Raw genomic sequence first — 14,911 nt, 5'->3', positions numbered from 1 at the left:
AATGGTCTCTCTATGAAGTTATCCAAACTCGTTCTATCCCTGCTAGGCAGCCTGCTGATTGCAAACGCATATGCGGCCCCAGCCACCTTGGCGGAACGCTGGTCCACCTTGCGCACGGAACAGCCGAAGCTGCAGATCCGCGACGCGGCGCGCGCGCTGGGTGTATCCGAAGCGCAATTGCTGGCAACCAACATCGGCAAGGGCGTCACGCGCCTGCAGGCCGACGGCAACCAGCCGCGCGAAATCATGCGCGCCGCGCTGGACCTGGGCATCGTGCAAGCCATCACGCGCAATGAAAACGGCGTCATCGAAACGACGGGCGTCGCCAGCAAATTCAAGCAGGCGGGCGACAAGTCCGAGCAGGCCGACGTCAAGGACCCGGAAACGGAAGCGCGCCAGCGCAATATCGCCGGCGGCTACCTGGGCGGCCAGATCGACCTGCGTTTCCACTTTGAAAACTGGAAATACGCATTTGCCGTGGAACAGGCGGGCCGCGATGGCAAGCCCACGCGCAGCCTGCAATTCTTTGACGCCAACGGCACGGCCGTGCACAAGATCTACCTGCGCAACGAACCGGGCGTGGCCATCTACGATAAATTGGTGGCGACCTTCCGCCTGCCGCAGCAAAGCGCGGAGCTGAACGTGCTGGCCGTGGCGCCAAAGGCGGCGGAAAAGCCGGATGCCGAAATCGACGTCAAGGAATTCCAGCTGGCCTGGAAAGACATGACGGACGTGCACCAGTTCGCGCAAATCATGCGTGAATTCCACCTGTCGCGCGAACAGGCCCTGCGCCTGGCGCCGGCCGGCGTGGTCGAGCGCGTGACGCCGCAGGCGCTGCGCACCCTGCTGGAAAACGCGGCCAAGGACAAGGTCGCCATCATGGTGTTCCTGGGCAATGAAGGCTTGACGCAGATCTACAGCGGCAAGATCGAGAAAACCATGGCCGCGGGCGGCTTCTTCAACGTGCTGGACCCGGACTTCAACCTGCACATCCGCGACACGGCCCTGCGCAGCGGCTGGGTCGTCAAGCGCGGCGGCGTCACCTCCGTCGAGTTCTTCGACAACGACGGCACGCAAGTGGTTTCCTTCTTCGGCGTGCGCGAGCGCGGCAAACCGCAGCCGCAAAGCTGGGTGGACTTGGCCGATTCCTTGCCTAAGGCCAAGTAAGCAGTAGCGATGATTCTGCACGGTTGCCGCGCGCCGTACCGGCGCGGCAACACTTCAGCTGGGTGCCGCGTGCCGGTCTCATGTCTGAAGCACAATAGTGGTATGCTGATTGCAAGGCCGCAGCGATCGTGCCTGCGTGCTGGTTCCTGGAAGAGAGGCAATCATGGCAACCATCATGGCGAACGGCCTCAACATAGCTTATGAGAGCCACGGCGATCCCAACGATCCGTGCGTGCTGCTGGTCATGGGCCTGGGCATGCAACTGATCGCCTGGCCGGCGGACTTCGTCGAAGGCATCGTCGAGCAAGGTTTTCGGGTCTTGCGTTTCGACAACCGCGACAGCGGCCTGTCGAGCAAGATGGCGCTGGCGGGCAAGCCGTATCTGCCGCTGGCCTATGTGAAAAACCTGCTGGGCTGGCCCCTCAAAACCTCCTACACCCTCGATGACATGGCTGAAGACGCGCTGGGCTTGCTGGCGGCCCTGCGTATTGCGCAGGCGCACGTGATCGGCGTGTCGATGGGAGGCATGATCGCGCAAGTGATGGCGGCGCGCGCGCCGCTGCAGGTACTCAGTCTGACCTCCATCATGTCGAGCAGCGGGCGACGTGGCTTGCCCGGCCCCACGCGGGCCGCGCGCAATGCGCTATTGCAACGTCCGAAACGCAATGCCAGTCGCGCCGAACTGATGGCGCACATGGCGGCCACCGTGCGCGTCATCGGCAGTCCCGCCTATCCCGTGTCGGAAAAACTGCTGTACCAGCGCATCGAAGCGGCGCTGCAGCGGGGCAGTTGCCCGGAAGGCGTGGCGCGGCAAATGGTGGCGATTGCCGCCTCGGGCGAGCGTACGGCCTTGCTGCCGAGCATCAGTTGCCCGGCGCTGGTGATCCATGGCGCGGCCGACCCCTTGATCCCCGTCGCCTGCGGCATCGATACGGCGGCGCTGATCCCGGGCGCCCGGCTGGAAGTGATCGAAGGCATGGGGCACGACATGCCGCCCCAGCTGATCGAGCGCCTGCTCGCCTTGATCGATGTGCATCTGCAAGGTAAGATGACGCCCCAGATGCGCTCCCAGCCAGCCTAGGCGCGCCCACCATTATTTACGTGCGGGCATATTTTGAACACACCTGAGATTGGCATCGCCATCGTCGCGCCGGGCGGTTGCGCGCCCGACGAGGCGGCTTTGGCGCGCGGCATCGCCCGCTTGCAGGCGCAAGGCGCCACCGTCCACAATTACTACGACCCCGAGCACACATTCCAGCGCTTCGGCGGCACGGATGCGGGCCGGCTGGCGCAGCTGAACGCGGCAGCCGCCGACCCGGACGTACAGGTAGTGATCGCCTTGCGCGGCAGCTACGGCATCAGCCGCATCCTGCCCGACATCGATTTCGACCGCATGGCGGACAGTGGCAAACTGTTTGTCGGCTACAGCGATTTCACGGCATTTAACATGGGCTTGCTGGCGAAAACGGGCCGCGCCAGCTTTGCCGGCCCCATGATCTGCGACGATTTTACGCGTGATGAGCCTGAGCAATTTACACTGGATCAACTGTGGTCGTGCCTTGCCGGCCCCACGCACACGGTCACGGGCACGGCGGCGGGCAATCCGCAGGTCGAGGTCAGCGGTAAATTATGGGGCGGCAACCTGGCCATGCTGGTCCATTTGCTGGGCACGCCGTATTTCCCCGAGATCGATGGCGGCATTTTGTTCCTGGAAGACGTCAACGAACACCCGTACCGGGTCGAGCGCATGCTGCTGCAATTGCTGCACGCGGGCGTGATTGCCCGCCAGCAAGCGGTCGTGCTCGGCGATTTTTCCGGCTATAAATTGAGTCCCATGGATAAAGGTTACGATGTTGACGCCATGCTGGCCTACGTGCGCCAGCGCTTGCCTGTACCCGTGCTGACGGGGCTGGAATTCGGCCATATCCGCCGCCGGGTCACCTTGCCGTTCGGCGGGCAGGCGCGGCTGCAATCGGATGCGTCCGGCTTCAGCCTGCAGGTAAGCGATTACCCGATCCTGGCGCACCCCTGAACGCCATGCGTGCCAAGTCCGGCAGGCTGTTGCAGCTCGATGTGCTGCGCGGCATCGCCGTATTTGGCATCCTGCTGGTGAATATCTGGTCGTTCGCCTGGGGCAGCCTGTCCTTGCGCTACGGCACCTTGCCGGCGCAGCCACCCGTGCTCGACCAGCTCGTCATTTTTGGCGTGGTGGCGCTGGCGCAATTCAAGTTTTACCCCATCTTCGCGTTTTTGTTCGGCGCCGGCTTTGCCCTGCAGACACGTTCTTTGCAACGCCAGTTGGGCAGCCGGGAGCAGGCGCAAGCTGCCTACCGGCGCCGTTTGCGCTGGCTGCTCGTGTTTGGCCTGCTGCACGGTTTTCTCATCTGGAGCGGCGACGTGCTGACCTCGTATGCGGTGGCTGGCATGCTGATCCTGTCCCTGGCATCCGCCAGGCTCGGCCGGGTGCGCAACCGCGCCTGGCTGGTGGCGGGATGTTTTTTGCTGTTCATGTGCCTGTTGATTCCTGTGGGCCAGCAGGGTGGCGCGCCGGACATCGCGCGTGACCTGCACGATTTTGCGGAGCGTTACGCCACCTACACGCAAGGCGGCGCGTGGGCCGTGGCCAGGCTGCGCGCCAACGATTTCCTCGTCTCCTTGCTGTACTCGGCCGTCATGCTGCCGCATATCATCGTACTGTTTCTGCTGGGCATCTTGTCCGTGCGTTTCGGTTGGCTGACGCAGCCGCAGCGCCACCAGCGGCTGTGGCGCGGGGTCCTTGGCGTGGGCCTGGGTGTGGGCTTGCCGTTCAACCTGCTGGCGGCCGGGGCCATCGCGTGGCAGGTGGCCGATCCGTATCAAACCGTGTTTGACACGGCCCTGTTCGAAGTGGGCCTGTTCGCCGGCGGCCCCGTGCTGGCGGCCGGCTACGTGGCCGCGCTGATGCTGGCCGGTCCCTTCATGCTGCGCTGGCTGGGCGCATGGCTGGCACCCGTGGGACGCATGGCGCTGAGCAATTATCTGCTGCAATCCTTGATCGGCACCTGGTTGCTGCAGGGACCAGGCCTGGGCTGGGGCGCCCGCTTGCGTCCCGCCGAGATGCTGGGCCTGGCCGTGCTGATCATGGCGGGGCAGGTACTGTTGAGCCGCTATTGGCTGCGGCATTTCATGCAGGGGCCCATGGAGGCGCTGTGGCGCCGGCTGGCGCGGCTGGGCTGACCTTGTCGTGCATGTGTTGCTCCCTCATGGGCCAGCGCGTAGTGCTTTCTTTTTGCGCAAGTTATCTGGCCTAGGCCTGTCATGAATTGACTAAAATGCATGCTGGTGATAATTTCCTTGTCTTCATGATCATTCGAATAATTAAAAAATGAGAAAAATTCAGTCATGGCCAGGCAATATGACCGTACTCGCGCTCATCTCCGTGCTGGCGGCCGGATGCGGAAGCATGTCGAATCGTGCCGATGCCAAACTTGCCGAACCGGCCAAAATGAAACAAGACGAGGGTTATGTCGTCATCTCGACAGGCACGAATTATGTTGATCAATTCGGGTTCGGCGTATTTTTGACGATCGCTCCTGTACAGGCACAATACAGGCAAGACGAATTGGCGCTTCTTGCGGTGAGTTCGCAGGCTTTGAAAAGCGATTTTTCTGACCATTTTGGTTTGCTGCATGCCGTGAAATTGAAAGCAGGCGCATATCAATACTATCAAGCCAATCTGGATGTCCGGCGCTACGCGATCAGCGTGCCAAATGCACGATTTCATGTCGTCGCCGGACAAGTGACCTATCTTGGCGAATTTTTCTACACAATGAGCTTGAAAACAAGGGATAGAAGCGATATGCGTGACAAAGAGCAGCGCGACATGACCTTATTGCAGCAAAAAAATTCTGCCTTGGCTGCATTGCCCCGTATTAAGAATATTGCCCAGTATTCAGGTTATGTCCTGAAGGACGAGGCGCCTGTCGAGTACACACCGCCGGCCGAGTAAGCAAGGGCACGTCGAAGGCAGGTTCGGCGAGCGTGCCAGGGGTTAATCTGCGCCCCAGTCAAATGCGCCTTGCGCCGCAGCTGGCGGCGGTGCCCTGGGTTTGGCCGAGGGCACCAGCGGATTGTCGACGGCATGCCATTCGAACAGTTCCACGTCTAGCATGCAGGTGCGCGCCAGGTGCAGCGCTTGCTCCGGTGTCAGGGCGGGGTCCAGCCAGCGGTGCGCGTCTTCCAGGCTGACGGCCACGGGGCGGCGGTCGTGGATATCGACCATGCCGCCCATGCTGTCGGCCGTCACCAGCACGAAGCCGGCTTCTTCCCGATTCACCTTGTAGGGGCCGAACTGGGCCAGCGCCAGCAGGAACAGGGGCGCGCGGTCCTTGCGGTGGATGTGCCACGGCTGCTTGCTGCCTTTCTCTCCCGTCCATTCATACCAGCCAGAAACGCAAACGATGCCGCGCCCCGCGCGCAGCAGCGGCTTCCAGTACGACCCGGCGAGTTTTTCCAGGCGGGCATTGATGGCGATGGGGATTTTTTTCTTGCCGGGAGCGGGTGTGGCCGCGGCTGCCCAGGCGGGGCGGTAGCCCCAGAAGACATCGTCGACCCGGTGCACGCCATCCTGGATATGCAAGATGGGCCGGTACGTGCCGGGCGAAACGTTCAGGTGCGGCTCCGCCTCGCTGTCGAACACCGCGTCGGTCCAGCCGAAGGATGACGCCAGCACGCGCGCCGTGTCATTTTGATCGAATCGTCCACACATGGCGAAATCATACCCGATCGCCTGCTGGCACGAACGCGGCGCGCGCCCTTTTCGTGAGTGTGGTCAAACGTACAGACCTGGACGGCCGCAAGGCGCACAGTGGAAGCCAGTCAGGTCCCTGACGCTTCTTGCATCGGAAGAATTATGTCTTTTGAAAATCCCACCATCCACAAAGGGTTTACCATCAGTGCCACGGCCAGCCAGCGCCGCGACGGCCGCTGGGTCGGCTCGTATGTCAGCCAGAACCAGGCATGCGGCGCGTATGCGGACACCTGCGATTACGACGATTGCAGCAATGAAAAAGAAGCGCAGCAACTGGCGCTGTCCGTCGGCTGGCGCCTGGCCGATGGCGTGCAGGCACGCTGAGGCAGCTTGCCGGTCAGCGCTTGCGCCGCAGGGCCAGCAGCAAGCCGGCCACGGGGAAGAGCAGGGCGGTGCCCAGTCGTACGGAGGTCAGCGTAGCGGCCTCCGCGCCGACCACATGCGGCAAGGCCAGCAGCAACAGGGGCGTGGGCACGGCGATGGCAAAGAAAAACAGATACCACGAATAGCCATTCTTCTTGGCCAGCAAGGCAATCAAGGCGCAGCCGACGAGGAAGACCAGCGGCAAATTCACATATTCCATGGTTCTGAGTTTTCATCCGGGAAAGCGCGTCATTATACGCGCGCACCAGGGGTGCCGGATGGACTTGCCGCATCAATTGCCGACGAAATCCGGCGGCTGCGGCGCCTGCTTTTCGGCAAGTGGCGCATCGGCCGGCAGCAGCGCCTTGATGGCGCCGTTATAGATGAGTTCCTGGGCATACGCCGAGGCCTCGATCAAGGCCGCATGCACGGACTTGAAACTGCTGGGTGTTTCAATCAGCACGGGCTTGGCGTACACCTGCAGCGTATCGCCACGCTTGCTGATCAAAATCATGCCCCGGTAGCGCCCATCCTTCTCCAGCGCCCCCGCCACATGAAATTCATACCCCCTGATCTGGTGTTTTTGTTGCTGATCCATGTCTCCCGCCTCCAGACCTGATTGTCGTGGCCCAGGCCTTTTTACGCGTATCGAACAGCTGAGTGTTTGATCTGAATAAGACTGCCAATTCAAGCCACGATCCAACGAACGTCACGACGGCAGCCGTCATCACCCAGCGCGAATGGCGCGGATCTGCTGGGCCGTTTCCTCGATCTCGCGATACGCTTCCTGGATATAGCCACTGATCGGATGCCGGTCCATCCATTCGAAATAGGCGCGTTCGTCATGCTTGATGGAAAAGGGGACGTGGTGGTCGCGGATCGATTCGGCCGTTTCGCGCACCAGCGAGGCAAACAGCAGCTCCAGAGTTTCCATGATGGTCACCTTGCGAGACATAGAGCTTTTAATGTAGCACAAAGCCACCGGCCGGCCAGGGCGCCAGCCGCAGGTGTGCGGACCCGCCTTCAGGTGTCCTCGTGGCGGACGATGTCGAGCGCGCATTCGGGATATGCCTGCTCGAACAGGAACTGGTCTTTTTCGTACACGCAAAAGACGGCCATCCGGTTTTCTTCCTCTGGGAAGTAGTCGCCGTCGATGCACAGCACCGTCATTGCGGGGCCGCCGCATTTGACGCGCACGATATCGCCTTCATGAAATTGCTTCATCGCTGATCCCATGCCGTAGGAGTCGAAATGGATGCCGTTGCTGGCAGATTATATTGTCAGTAATCATACGCCAGGAATAGTTGGTCGCGCACACGCTTGACATGCGGCTTGCAGCTATCATGATGCGAGGCGGCATATCGTGTGCCCGCATGCTTGACCCGAACCGTAGATTGTTTGCCATGGAAATTATTCTCGCTCCTTCCAACCTGGGCTTGCGGCCTCTGGCGCCTGGCCATGAACCGGGCACCTGGCGCGCGCCAGCCGTCCTGATGGCGCAGGGCTTGGAGGCGGCTGTGGGCGCACGCACTTGCGTGGCGCTGCCGCGTCCTGCTTATACGCCCATGGCCCAGCCTGGCACGCGCCTGTACAACGGCGTGACGATGCGCGCGTTCAACCTGGAACTGGCCGCGCGCGTCGCCGACAGCCATGCGCGCGGCGTGTTTCCGCTGGTCATAGGCGGCGACTGCTCGGTGCTGCTGGGTGCCCTGACGGGCGCGCGCAGCGCTGGCGGCGTGTCGCTGGTGCATGTGGATGGCCACAGCGATTTTCGCCATCCCGGTAATTATGATCCTGCGCAAACACTGGGCGCCGTGGCCGGCATGGACCTGGCCCTAGCCACGGGCCGGGGCGAGGCGCTGATGACGCAGTGGCCCGGCGTGACGGCGCCGCTGGTGGCGGAAGAGCATGTCGTGCAACTGGGGGAGCGGGAAAACCGCGATGCCGATTTTGCCTGGCCGGATGTGAATGACACGGCCATCACGCGCATCGATGTGTTTGAGGCCAACGCGGCGGGTGCCGCCGTGGTGGCCGAGCGTATCAATGCTGTGCTGGACAGGCGCGCGCCGCGGCGCTTCTGGTTGCACCTCGATGTCGATGTACTCGATCAGGCGCTGATGCCGGCCGTCGATTCTCCAGGCAGTCCTGGCATTGCACCCGATGCCTTGCTGGCCATCCTGCGGGCCTTGCTCGATGGTGGAGGCTGCTGTGGCATGACGGTGACGGTGTTTGATCCCGACAAGGATCCGGATGGCGCGTGCGCCGCTTTGCTGGTGGCGCTGCTGGGCCAGCTTTTCGCGCCGGCTCCGGTGTCAGGCCGGGTGGCCGATATGCTCGTATAAGATCACGCAGCCGATGATGATCAGCACCAGGCCGCCCACCAGTTCGGCGCGCCGGCCCGCCACCGTGCCCAGCACGCGGCCCAGCATCACGCCCAGGGTCACCATGACGAAGGTGGAAAAGCCGATGGCGGCCGCCGTCACGACAATATTTGCGCCCAGCAAGGCCAGGCCCGCGCCCACCACCATGGCGTCGATGCTGGTGGCCAGGCCCGTCACGGCCAGCACCCAGAACGAGTGCGACTGGGCCGGCGCCTCTTCCTCGTCGGCATCGGACAGCGCGTTGCGTATCATCAGCAAGCCGATGATGCCCAGCAGGCTGAAGGCGATCCAGTGGTCCCACGCTTCCACGTAAGGTGCTGCCACGCTGCCCAGGGCCCAGCCGATGATGGGCGTGATGGCTTCGATGACGCCAAAGATCAGGCCAGTGCGCAACGCCTCGCGCCATTGCGGCTTGTGCAGGGCGGCGCCCTTGCCCACGGCGGCCGCGAAGGCGTCGGTGGACATGGCAAGCGAGAGGGCGGCAGTGGCGGCGAAATTCATCGTTGGCTTTCAGTAAAACCTGGCTGGGATGGTAGTTAACACAATAACGCCTAAGAAAACCGTAGCGAGCGGAAGGGAGTTATGGTCGAGAAGCGCAACTGTACGAAGGTACAGTGAGCATCGCAGGCCGTAAATCACGACGCGCAGCAGGTTTGATAGGTGTTTAACGCAAACCCGGCGATTTTACCCTACGTACAGCACCACCAAGGAGGCCAGCAGGCAATATGCGCCAAAGAAATGCCAGCGGCCCTGTTCCAGCCAGCGCGACAGCCAGCGCAGGGCCAGCAAGCCGGCCAGGAAGGACAGCAGCATGCCCAGCAGGCTTGGGCCGAGCAGGTGCAGCAGGCTGTTGCCGTGTTCCAGATGGTCCAGGCTGCCATTTGCCACGGCCTGGTAAAAGCGCCAGCCTTCCTTGACCAGCACGGCCGGGGTCAGCACGACGGCCAGGGCAAAGCTGAATTCCTCGGCGCGGCGCTGCGGCATGCCCATGGCGATGCCGGCGGAAATGGTGGCGCCCGAGCGTGAAAAGCCGCGGAAAGGCAGGCACAGGCCTTGCACGGCGCCGATCACCATCGCCTTGCCGATGGACAAGGTGCCATGCTGGCGCGCTTGCAGGCGCGACGACACAATGATCAGTACGCCTGCGGCGGCCAGCGCGGCGGCCATCAGCTTCGCGTTGCCGAACAGGTGCTCGATTTCAAAGCCGGGCGCATCCTTGCTCATGACGTGCGTAATGCCTTTCAGCAAGCCGAAGCCGACGATGCCCGTCAGGGCAGTGGCGGCCACGAGCAACAGCACATTGCTGCGAAAGGCGCTGGCCGAGCTGAAATACGTGGCGCGCCAGGATTTCCAGAAATACACGATGACGGCAAACATGGTGCCTGTGTGCAGCATCACCAGCAGCATGGTCAGCTCTGGCGAGGTCGGGTCCAGGCCCATCAGCTTTTCCGCCATGATGACGTGGGCGGAGCTGGACACGGGCAGCAGCTCGGCGAAGCCCTGGACGATGGAAAGAATAAATAATTGCAAAAAACTCATGATTATCTGGACTCGGGCGGGAAAAGCAGGGCCGCCGATTTTACCCGCCCGATCCTGCGGCTACGACCTTCGCCAGATTACAGTTTGTCCATGTTTTATTGCCCAGCCGGCGTCTGCGGCTTGAAGACGCTGCGGAACGCCTTCAGTGCTGCCGGGTGATAGATCGTGCCGTGGGTTTCTTCCGGCATTTTTTCCACATGCCATTGCAAGCCGGGCGGCGCCTGTTTTCGCAGCACCTCGGACAGGCGCTGCACTTCGATGGCGATGCCTGACTCGCTGCTGGACGCCAGGTACAGGCTGTGCTTGCCTGCCGCGCCTTGCGCGAGCAGGGTTGCCGCCTGGCGCGGCAGTGCGCCGTGGTTCCACCACAGGCTGGGATCGAACGCCAGGTAATGGTCGAACAGCTGCGGTTCCAGCAGGTATGTTTCCACTACGAACAGGCCGGCCAGCGATTCGCCGACGATGGCTGTCTCGCCCGTCGTGCGGTAACGGCGCCGCACCTCTGGCATCAGCTCGTCGCGGATGAAGGCCCGGTAGGCGGACGCGCCGCCCACGACGGGGGCGATCTTGCGGTCTGCCGCGCTCTCCGTCGGGCCCGTCAAGTCGCGCCGGCGCTGCGTGTTTTGCATGCCGACCAGCATGAAGGGACGCATCGTGCCATTCGCTACCGACACTTGCAGCAAGCCGGCCACGTGCAAAAAGTCTTCCGCCACGCCGCCGTCCGGCATGTACAGCACGGGCAGCGGCGCGTCGGGCGGCGTATCCCAGGCGCGCGCCATATAGACATTGATGTGGCGCTTTTCCTGCAGTGCCTGCGAATCGATGCTGAAACTTTCACCGATGACGAGCGGCGCGGCCGCGCTGGCGGCGGGTGCTGCAATGGCGATGTGGTGGAAGGGGCTGGACAGCAGCAGGGCGGCGGCGAGGTGCAGTGCAAAGCAAGAGTGGCGCATGTTTTCCCGTGATAAGTAAGTCGGATCGATGGCATGCACGTGTATGGACATGCCATCGGGCAATTCTATCTTATCTTTGGTGCAGCATTACTTGATCGTCAAGAGCTTCCGCTCGCGCACGATACCCGCCTTGTCGATCGTGTAGGCGACGAGCAGGGCGCCATCCTCGGCGCAGGCGTGGCAGGTGATCAGGGGCGTGGAAAACAGCACGCTCTGGCCGCCATCGCTGGTCGCCGTGCTGCCCACGAAGTCGGCGGGCGCAAACGGGACAGAGTCTGGATGGGCAGCGGCAAACGCGCGCCAGGCCGGCGTGGCGCGGTCTTCCTCGCCCACGGAGCCCTCGTCGACGTCGATGGCGGCACCATCGCTGCCGATCAGCATGGTGCCTTCATTCGTGTTGGCGCGGAACGGATAGGTAACGGTGGCCAGGGCCGCCTTGCCCAGCGGCCGCCAGGCGGAGATGAAGCCGGCCTTGTTTGCCTTCACCAGCATTTTGGCCGCGGCGACTGCTTGCGGGCTGGCGCCCGAGCGCTGCATGGTGCGCAGCAGGCAGACGTCGGGCGCAGTGGGCGATTGTTCGCTGCGGCAAGCCGACAGCGAGCGTTCCTGCCACACGGCGCGCGCATCGATGGGGCCGATGTGCTGGGGGCTGGCCGGCTGCGCGCTCGCCAGAGTGGAGAGCACAAGGATGGCGCAGCCGAATACATGGCGGGAAAATTGTGTGGACATGGGGAACTTTCTGTAGCGGAAACAATAGAGCCTCCGATTATAGGAGGGGGCCGGCGAGCTTGCCCACACGAAACGGCCTCGCTGGCGGCCGGCTTGCGTCTCGATTAGCGCTTCTTTGCCGCCGCCTGGCGCAAGGCCTTCGCTTCCTGTTTATTGGGAATGTGCGGGCGCGTGGCCAGCTCCCCCTTGACGGCGGCGATGGCGGCGCCGAACAGCTGTTCGGCCTGCTCGACGCTGGCGCCCGCATAGTGCTGCTGGTTGGACTGGGCGGCGCGCAGCCGGCGCAGCAGCGCCAGCAATTGTTTGCCGTGCAGGGCGCGCAAGTCCTGCGCCAGCACTTGCGCGCCCAGCGTGACCTCCACATGCTCGGGGGCGAGCAGGTGCAGCAAGGCCAGGCCTGCGGGCTGTGGCACCGGTGTCAATTTATCCATCCGACCATTGTAAACGGGACCCGGATTACAGGTATTCCCAGATTTCATCGAAGGTTTCACGCGCGAAATCGTTACGCCAGGCTTCCGAGTTCTTTTCACGGCTGACGGCAAACACGGCGCGCCAGGTCTGCTTCGGCGAGCTCGTGTAGGTCGCGGCGATCTTTTGCAGACCCGCCTTGCATTGCTCGACCTTGCAGCCGCTCTTCGCCAGTTGCTGGGCCGCAGGCGCCCAGGCCACTGCTACCTTGACGACCTGGCATTCGAAGCTGACGGCAGCCGTTTGTATGCCGTTTTCCACCGTTACCGGGTCAGCCTTGGTGGCCTGGCACGCGGCGCCATTCTTGGCGGCAATGACGTTTGCCGCCAGCTGTTCGGCGGCCGGCGTCAGTGCCGCGCGCATGGTCGCGGGGAACAGGTCGGCGATCAGTTTGCCCGTTTCCGTTGGGAATTTGGCATCCGCTTCCTTCAAGCCGCTGTGCGACGCGTATTCGGCGCTCTGGTGGCCCGCCAGGCGGGTGGGGCGCAGATAGGCGTTGAGCTTGGCGACGCTGGCTTCATCCTGGTTGATGATGGTCTTGATGTACAGATTGGCCACGTCGACGGGCGCCAGTTCCACGTCGGTGTCGGCGGCGAAGGCGGGCTGGGCCAGCGCTACGGTGGCGGCAAAGCTTGCTGCCAGCAAGAAGGTGCGCGATGTTTGTTGTGTTTGATGCATGTATTTTCTCCACGATTCAATGTCAGGCGCCAAAAGATGCTTTACGGCAATTTTGGCGCCCGCATTATATATGGTGAAAGTCATAACGTTGCGCACATTAGGCCTACGCCTTGCTGGCCGCTTCAAGCAAAGCCAGCAGCAGCTCCTTGCGCCGGCCTTGCGCCTTGCGCGCCAGGGTCGCCAGTTTTTCCAGCTTGCCCCAGACGGGATACAGCATGTGCTCGACCAGATAGCCTTCCAGTCCTTGTAGTTGCTGGCAGAACAGTTCCAGTTTCTCCACGTCCTCCAGTTCCGCCTGGATTTTTACCTTTGCGTTATCCGTGCACGCGCGCAGGCAGGCCGCCAGCACGGGAACGGAGTCTGGCGTGACGCCATGCTTTTCAGCAAAGGCGGCCGTGAACTGATCCTGCACGGACTGGTGCTCCTCGTCGACGTTGGTCATGTAGTGCTGCACCAGGGGGAAATAGCGAGCGTCGAGCAGGCCCAGGCCAAACGTGGCGTAGCTGCCTGGCATGCAATTTTTTTCGCCTTCCGTGTCGGCATAAAATTCGAATTGCTCGATGGCGGCGCGCGCATACGCTTCCAGCTGCGGCTGCAAGGCGGGCCAGGCGAGGGCGTTGGCAAAGAAGCGGTGCGTGTCTGACCTGGCCAGGCCTTTCAGGGGAATATATTCCTTGACCCTGGACTTGAGCTTGATCTGGTAGCTTTTCGGGAAACCGTTGTTCAGCAAATGGGTGATGAACGCCAGCGCCTGCGCATACGCGGCTTCCTCTTCCCGGGCGATGACAATGGTGATGGTGGCAAACACATCGTTGGCGCGGCATTCCAGCTGGGCATTTTTCAGGTGAATGGCGTCTGGCGCGAAAGTGCCGCTGCCTTCCTTGAGCATGCGCACGGCCCGTTCGCTGCCCAGTTCGCGGGCGATTTCCAGGAATTTCAGGCCTGTCGATTTGGCGTAGCTCGGTTCGTGGCGCAATATCATCACGGCGCCATATAGCAGCAGGTCGATTGGCTCCAGCGCCTGCGCATCTGGCGCCGCGCCCGCTTTCAAGCTGTATTCCGCGCTGCGGTAGCTCGATTTCTGCACGTCATAGAACTGCGGCAGGAACTGCTTTTCCACCCAGGCCGTCACGGCCTGGATGATGTCGCTGCGATGTTCGGCCAGCGCTTGCGGGCGCGACTTGTTCAGTTGTTCGATGCGCTCGAATAGCGCGATCGTCCGGGCGATATCGGGCTGCGGAAACAGCTGGGGATCGAGCAGGTGGCGCGCGAGGAAGAAGGTTTCCAGCTTTTTCGTCGGCCGGTTGCCGTGCTCGAGTTTTTGCGTGACGTAAGTATGTATGCGTTCGAGCAGGGTTTGGCGCTTGCCTTCGTTGACGTATTCCAGCAAGGTCAGGTGCAGCTTGCCCTGCGCCGTCTGGAATTTGCCGCGAAAGCTGAAGCGGTAGTCGATCAGGGGGGTGTCGGCCAGCGCCTCCAGCTTCGCTTGCACCATGGCAACCAGTTGGGGGGCGATGCTGTCGCGCACGACGGCTTCATCGAGGCGCGCCGGCGTGCGGGGACGCACGTCGTCGTCGAAGCCCAGGTCGATCTCGTCGGCGGTGGTGCGTCCTGGTTTGTAGTCGAGCAAGAAATCATTAAAGATGCCCATCTGCAGGGTGGTCCGATTCACGGCGCTTTCCAGATCGGTGCGCTTCAGGCGCTCGGCAAACCACGCCTCCACGGCCGCCTTCATTTCCGCCGTTGCCTGTTCTTGCAGTGTACTCATCCTCTCATGCCTTTCGCTGGTTGTTGTCCTGGCGGCGCCGTTGCGTCCCGCGGGGGCAGTATACGTGATGCTGCCT

The 14,911-nt window shown here is 62.4% G+C and carries 19 protein-coding genes; 7 read left to right on the top strand and 12 right to left on the bottom strand.

From position 1 onward, the window contains the following. Positions 1-12 precede the first annotated feature (12 nt). The 5 genes from SJI03_RS22755 to SJI03_RS22735 all read left to right on the top strand — a co-directional run bounded on the left by SJI03_RS22755 (position 13) and on the right by SJI03_RS22735 (position 5,155). Positions 13-1,167: a hemin-degrading factor gene (locus SJI03_RS22755; RefSeq protein ID WP_322428693.1), complete on the top strand. Its 1,155-nt coding sequence runs from the start codon at positions 13-15 to the stop codon at positions 1,165-1,167. A gap of 163 nt (positions 1,168-1,330) precedes the next feature. Beyond that, on the top strand, positions 1,331-2,248 hold the full coding sequence (locus tag SJI03_RS22750) for an alpha/beta hydrolase (protein WP_322428692.1): 918 nt from the start codon (positions 1,331-1,333) through the stop codon (positions 2,246-2,248). Between the two features lie 33 nt (positions 2,249-2,281). Continuing rightward, entirely contained in the window at positions 2,282-3,199 is a 918-nt protein-coding gene (gene ldcA / locus SJI03_RS22745; RefSeq protein WP_322428691.1) for a muramoyltetrapeptide carboxypeptidase, read from the top strand. Positions 3,200-3,204: 5 nt separating this feature from the next. Further along, entirely contained in the window at positions 3,205-4,383 is a 1,179-nt protein-coding gene (locus tag SJI03_RS22740) for a DUF418 domain-containing protein (RefSeq protein ID WP_322428690.1), read from the top strand. Between the two features lie 178 nt (positions 4,384-4,561). Further along, positions 4,562-5,155: a hypothetical protein gene (locus tag SJI03_RS22735; protein WP_322428689.1), complete on the top strand. Its 594-nt coding sequence runs from the start codon at positions 4,562-4,564 to the stop codon at positions 5,153-5,155. 42 nt (positions 5,156-5,197) lie between these two features. Here SJI03_RS22735 and SJI03_RS22730 read toward each other — a convergent pair whose 3' ends face one another. Next, complete coding sequence (locus SJI03_RS22730; protein ID WP_322428688.1) at positions 5,198-5,914, bottom strand: SOS response-associated peptidase; 717 nt, start codon at positions 5,912-5,914, stop codon at positions 5,198-5,200. A gap of 144 nt (positions 5,915-6,058) precedes the next feature. On the opposite strand from SJI03_RS22730, the gene SJI03_RS22725 reads away from it, so the two are divergent. Continuing rightward, positions 6,059-6,280, top strand: coding sequence for a hypothetical protein (locus SJI03_RS22725; RefSeq protein ID WP_322428687.1), 222 nt, complete (start codon positions 6,059-6,061; stop codon positions 6,278-6,280). Positions 6,281-6,293: 13 nt separating this feature from the next. Here the strand turns inward: SJI03_RS22725 and SJI03_RS22720 are convergent, their stop codons facing one another. From SJI03_RS22720 to SJI03_RS22705, 4 genes are all read right to left on the bottom strand, one after another. After that, positions 6,294-6,539: a hypothetical protein gene (locus SJI03_RS22720; RefSeq protein WP_099377231.1), complete on the bottom strand. Its 246-nt coding sequence runs from the start codon at positions 6,537-6,539 to the stop codon at positions 6,294-6,296. Between the two features lie 72 nt (positions 6,540-6,611). Then, positions 6,612-6,917: a hypothetical protein gene (locus tag SJI03_RS22715; protein ID WP_099377230.1), complete on the bottom strand. Its 306-nt coding sequence runs from the start codon at positions 6,915-6,917 to the stop codon at positions 6,612-6,614. A gap of 129 nt (positions 6,918-7,046) precedes the next feature. Beyond that, a complete protein-coding gene (locus SJI03_RS22710) occupies positions 7,047-7,253 on the bottom strand; it encodes a hypothetical protein (RefSeq protein WP_322428686.1) in 207 nt (68 codons plus the stop codon). Positions 7,254-7,342: 89 nt separating this feature from the next. Further along, entirely contained in the window at positions 7,343-7,543 is a 201-nt protein-coding gene (locus SJI03_RS22705; RefSeq protein ID WP_322428685.1) for a DUF2158 domain-containing protein, read from the bottom strand. A gap of 179 nt (positions 7,544-7,722) precedes the next feature. Between SJI03_RS22705 and SJI03_RS22700 the strand changes: the two genes are divergently transcribed. Then, a complete protein-coding gene (locus SJI03_RS22700; RefSeq protein ID WP_322428684.1) occupies positions 7,723-8,661 on the top strand; it encodes an arginase family protein in 939 nt (312 codons plus the stop codon). Here SJI03_RS22700 and mntP read toward each other — a convergent pair. The 7 genes from mntP to SJI03_RS22665 form a co-directional block, all read right to left on the bottom strand. Continuing rightward, entirely contained in the window at positions 8,632-9,201 is a 570-nt protein-coding gene (mntP, locus tag SJI03_RS22695) for a manganese efflux pump MntP (RefSeq protein ID WP_035819167.1), read from the bottom strand. The genes SJI03_RS22700 and mntP overlap by 30 nt on opposite strands. A 183-nt stretch (positions 9,202-9,384) precedes the next feature. Beyond that, positions 9,385-10,239, bottom strand: a complete 855-nt coding sequence (locus SJI03_RS22690; protein ID WP_322428683.1) for an undecaprenyl-diphosphate phosphatase — start codon at positions 10,237-10,239, stop codon at positions 9,385-9,387. A 95-nt stretch (positions 10,240-10,334) separates the two neighbouring features. Further along, positions 10,335-11,192 carry an alpha/beta hydrolase gene (locus tag SJI03_RS22685; protein WP_322428682.1) on the bottom strand — a complete coding sequence of 286 codons (858 nt, stop codon included), beginning with the start codon at positions 11,190-11,192 and terminating at the stop codon, positions 10,335-10,337. A gap of 87 nt (positions 11,193-11,279) precedes the next feature. Further along, positions 11,280-11,921, bottom strand: a complete 642-nt coding sequence (locus SJI03_RS22680) for a hypothetical protein (protein ID WP_322428681.1) — start codon at positions 11,919-11,921, stop codon at positions 11,280-11,282. Between the two features lie 104 nt (positions 11,922-12,025). Then, the gene (locus SJI03_RS22675; RefSeq protein ID WP_099377224.1) at positions 12,026-12,352 is read right to left on the bottom strand and encodes a hypothetical protein; all 327 of its coding nucleotides are present in this window, start codon (positions 12,350-12,352) and stop codon (positions 12,026-12,028) included. A 25-nt stretch (positions 12,353-12,377) separates the two neighbouring features. Beyond that, positions 12,378-13,067, bottom strand: a complete 690-nt coding sequence (locus SJI03_RS22670; protein ID WP_322428680.1) for a hypothetical protein — start codon at positions 13,065-13,067, stop codon at positions 12,378-12,380. A 103-nt stretch (positions 13,068-13,170) separates the two neighbouring features. Continuing rightward, positions 13,171-14,835, bottom strand: a complete 1,665-nt coding sequence (locus SJI03_RS22665; protein ID WP_322428679.1) for a DUF6138 family protein — start codon at positions 14,833-14,835, stop codon at positions 13,171-13,173. Between the last annotated feature and the right edge of the window lie 76 nt (positions 14,836-14,911).

This window comes from Janthinobacterium sp. GMG1, assembly GCF_034427795.1.
GTDB lineage: Bacteria > Pseudomonadota > Gammaproteobacteria > Burkholderiales > Burkholderiaceae_D > Janthinobacterium.
Note: the sequence above shows the minus strand (reverse complement) of the source record. Positions and strands in the feature narration are given on the sequence as shown.

Coding starts and splice junctions, on each gene's coding strand:
- SJI03_RS22680 (WP_322428681.1), bottom strand. CDS start 11,921: ATGTCCACACAATTTTCCCGCCATGTATTCGGCTGCGCCATCCTTGTG.
- SJI03_RS22675 (WP_099377224.1), bottom strand. CDS start 12,352: ATGGATAAATTGACACCGGTGCCACAGCCCGCAGGCCTGGCCTTGCTG.
- SJI03_RS22715 (WP_099377230.1), bottom strand. CDS start 6,917: ATGGATCAGCAACAAAAACACCAGATCAGGGGGTATGAATTTCATGTG.
- SJI03_RS22685 (WP_322428682.1), bottom strand. CDS start 11,192: ATGCGCCACTCTTGCTTTGCACTGCACCTCGCCGCCGCCCTGCTGCTG.
- SJI03_RS22710 (WP_322428686.1), bottom strand. CDS start 7,253: ATGGAAACTCTGGAGCTGCTGTTTGCCTCGCTGGTGCGCGAAACGGCC.
- SJI03_RS22730 (WP_322428688.1), bottom strand. CDS start 5,914: ATGTGTGGACGATTCGATCAAAATGACACGGCGCGCGTGCTGGCGTCA.
- SJI03_RS22725 (WP_322428687.1), top strand. CDS start 6,059: ATGTCTTTTGAAAATCCCACCATCCACAAAGGGTTTACCATCAGTGCC.
- SJI03_RS22720 (WP_099377231.1), bottom strand. CDS start 6,539: ATGGAATATGTGAATTTGCCGCTGGTCTTCCTCGTCGGCTGCGCCTTG.
- SJI03_RS22705 (WP_322428685.1), bottom strand. CDS start 7,543: ATGAAGCAATTTCATGAAGGCGATATCGTGCGCGTCAAATGCGGCGGC.
- SJI03_RS22670 (WP_322428680.1), bottom strand. CDS start 13,067: ATGCATCAAACACAACAAACATCGCGCACCTTCTTGCTGGCAGCAAGC.
- SJI03_RS22735 (WP_322428689.1), top strand. CDS start 4,562: ATGACCGTACTCGCGCTCATCTCCGTGCTGGCGGCCGGATGCGGAAGC.
- SJI03_RS22755 (WP_322428693.1), top strand. CDS start 13: ATGAAGTTATCCAAACTCGTTCTATCCCTGCTAGGCAGCCTGCTGATT.
- SJI03_RS22750 (WP_322428692.1), top strand. CDS start 1,331: ATGGCAACCATCATGGCGAACGGCCTCAACATAGCTTATGAGAGCCAC.
- SJI03_RS22690 (WP_322428683.1), bottom strand. CDS start 10,239: ATGAGTTTTTTGCAATTATTTATTCTTTCCATCGTCCAGGGCTTCGCC.
- SJI03_RS22665 (WP_322428679.1), bottom strand. CDS start 14,835: ATGAGTACACTGCAAGAACAGGCAACGGCGGAAATGAAGGCGGCCGTG.
- SJI03_RS22740 (WP_322428690.1), top strand. CDS start 3,205: ATGCGTGCCAAGTCCGGCAGGCTGTTGCAGCTCGATGTGCTGCGCGGC.
- SJI03_RS22700 (WP_322428684.1), top strand. CDS start 7,723: ATGGAAATTATTCTCGCTCCTTCCAACCTGGGCTTGCGGCCTCTGGCG.
- mntP (WP_035819167.1), bottom strand. CDS start 9,201: ATGAATTTCGCCGCCACTGCCGCCCTCTCGCTTGCCATGTCCACCGAC.